The sequence below is a fragment of the Exiguobacterium sp. s89 genome (assembly GCF_018617735.1).
GTDB lineage: Bacteria > Bacillota > Bacilli > Exiguobacteriales > Exiguobacteriaceae > Exiguobacterium > Exiguobacterium marinum.
Window position 1 is genome coordinate 1 of sequence record NZ_JACSKS010000011.1, and the last position, 3,004, is coordinate 3,004.

Consider the following 3,004-nt stretch of genomic DNA (forward strand, 5'->3'; position numbering starts at 1 on the left):
TAGACTAGATCAAAGCCTCGACCGATTAGTATCATTCAGCTCCACGTGTCACCACGCTTCCACCCATGACCTATCTACCTCATCGTCTCTGAGGGGTCTTTCTTGATTGCTCAAAGGGAAATCTCATCTCGGAGGGGGCTTCATGCTTAGATGCTTTCAGCACTTATCCCGTCCGCACGTAGCTACCCAGCGATGCTCCTGGCGGAACAACTGGTACACCAGCGGTGCGTCCATCCCGGTCCTCTCGTACTAAGGACAGCTCTCCTCAAATTTCCTGCGCCCACGACGGATAGGGACCGAACTGTCTCACGACGTTCTGAACCCAGCTCGCGTACCGCTTTAATGGGCGAACAGCCCAACCCTTGGGACCTACTCCAGCCCCAGGATGCGATGAGCCGACATCGAGGTGCCAAACCTCCCCGTCGATGTGGACTCTTGGGGGAGATCAGCCTGTTATCCCCAGGGTAGCTTTTATCCGTTGAGCGATGGCCCTTCCATGCGGAACCACCGGATCACTAAGCCCGACTTTCGTCCCTGCTCGACTTGTAGGTCTCGCAGTCAAGCTCCCTTCTGCCTTTGCACTCTTCGAATGATTTCCAACCATTCTGAGGGAACCTTTGGGCGCCTCCGTTACTGTTTAGGAGGCGACCGCCCCAGTCAAACTACCCGCCTGACACGGTCCTCCAGCCGGATCACGGCTGCGAGTTAGAGACTCTATACGCAAAGGGTGGTATCCCAAGGGTGTCTCCACCGAAGCTGGCGCTCCGGCTTCACAGACTCCCACCTATCCTGTACATCGCGTACAAAGCCTCAATATCAGGCTGTAGTAAAGCTCCATGGGGTCTTTCCGTCCTGTCGCGGGTAACCTGCATCTTCACAGGTACTATGATTTCACCGGGTCTCTCGTTGAGACAGTGCCCAAATCGTTACGCCTTTCGTGCGGGTCGGAACTTACCCGACAAGGAATTTCGCTACCTTAGGACCGTTATAGTTACGGCCGCCGTTTACTGGGGCTTCGGTTCAGTGCTTCTCTTGCGATGACACATCCCCTTAACCTTCCAGCACCGGGCAGGCGTCAGCCCCTATACTTCATCTTGCGATTTAGCAGAGACCTGTGTTTTTGCTAAACAGTCGTTTGGGCCTATTCACTGCGGCTTATGTTGCCATAAGCGTCCCTTCTCCCGAAGTTACGGGACCATTTTGCCGAGTTCCTTAACGAGAGTTATCCCGCGCGTCTTAGAATTCTCATCTCGCCTACCTGTGTCGGTTTGCGGTACTGGCGCCGACCTCCTCACTAGAGGCTTTTCTTGGCAGCGTGAAATCCGGTGCTTCGCCCTACGGGCTCCACGTCACAGCTCAACCTTGGTGTCGGGCGGATTTGCCAACCCGACGGCCTTGCTGCTTGTCCGTGCACTTCCAGTCGCACGGTCACCTTATCCTTCTGCGTCCCCCCATCGTTCGAACGGTGGTACGGCGGTACAGGAATATCAACCTGTTGTCCATCGCCTACGCCTTTCGGCCTCGGCTTAGGTCCAGACTAACCCTGAGCGGACGAGCCTTCCTCAGGAAACCTTGGGCTTTCGACGGAGGGGATTCTCACCCCTCTTTTCGCTACTCACACCGGCATTCTCACTTCCAAGCGCTCCACGGCTCCTCACGGTACCGCTTCACTGCTGCTTGGAACGCTCTCCTACCATCCCTTACGGGATCCATAGCTTCGGTGGTATGTTTAGCCCCGTTACATTTTCGGCGCGGCGCCACTCGACTAGTGAGCTATTACGCACTCTTTGAATGGTGGCTGCTTCTAAGCCAACATCCTAGTTGTCTGTGCAGCGCCACATCCTTTTCCACTTAACATACACTTGGGGACCTTAGCTGATGGTCTGGGCTGTTTCCCTCTCGACTACGGATCTTATCACTCGCAGTCTGACTCCCGAGTACAAGTTGCTGGCATTCGGAGTTTGACTGAATTCGGTAACCCTGTGGGGGCCCCTAGTCCAATCAGTGCTCTACCTCCAGAACTCTTCACCTCGAGGCTAGCCCTAAAGCTATTTCGGAGAGAACCAGCTATCTCCAGGTTCGATTGGCATTTCACCGCTACCCACACCTCATCCCCGCACTTTTCAACGTGCGTGGGTTCGGACCTCCAGTCAGTGTTACCTGACCTTCATCCTGGACATGGGTAGATCACCTGGTTTCGGGTCTACGACGACGGACTGATGCGCCCTGTTCAGACTCGCTTTCGCTGCGGCTCCGCCTCATCGGCTTAACCTCGCCCGCCATCGTAACTCGCCGGTTCATTCTACAAAAGGCACGCCATCACCCGTTAACGGGCTCTGACTACTTGTAGGCATACGGTTTCAGGATCTGTTTCACTCCCCTTCCGGGGTGCTTTTCACCTTTCCCTCACGGTACTGGTTCACTATCGGTCACTAGGAAGTATTTAGCCTTGGGAGATGGTCCTCCCGGATTCCGACGGGGTTTCACGTGTCCCGCCGTACTCAGGATCCACTCTGGAGGGGATGGGGTTTCGGCTACAGGGCCGTCACCTTCTCTGGCCGACCTTTCCAGGTCGTTCACCTACCCTATCCCTTTGTAACTCCGTGTAGAGTGTCCTACAACCCCAGGAAGCATGCTTCCTGGTTTGGGCTGTTCCCGTTTCGCTCGCCGCTACTCAGGGAATCGAATTTTCTTTCTCTTCCTCCGGGTACTTAGATGTTTCAGTTCCCCGGGTTTGCCTCACGCCACGCTATGTATTCACGTGGGTGTCCCGCCAGTCTCCCGGCGGTGGGTTCCCCCATTCGGATATCTCTGGATCGATGTGTACTTACCACTCCCCAGAGCATTTCGCTGTTCGTCGCGTCCTTCATCGGCTCCTAGTGCCAAGGCATCCACCGTACGCCCTTTCTACCTTGATCTAGCGTCTAAGACACACGGTCCATTACGGACCATATGTGAAATTGGTTTTTGATGTCTTGATGAATCTTCAGTTTTCAAGGAACAA

Annotated in this window: 1 rRNA gene; it reads right to left on the minus strand. The window is 54.9% G+C overall.

The features are described 5' to 3' along the window. Window positions 1–5: 5 nt before the first annotated feature. Window positions 6–2,918: ribosomal RNA gene (locus KNO96_RS14160) — 23S ribosomal RNA — on the minus strand. Window positions 2,919–3,004 lie beyond the last annotated feature (86 nt).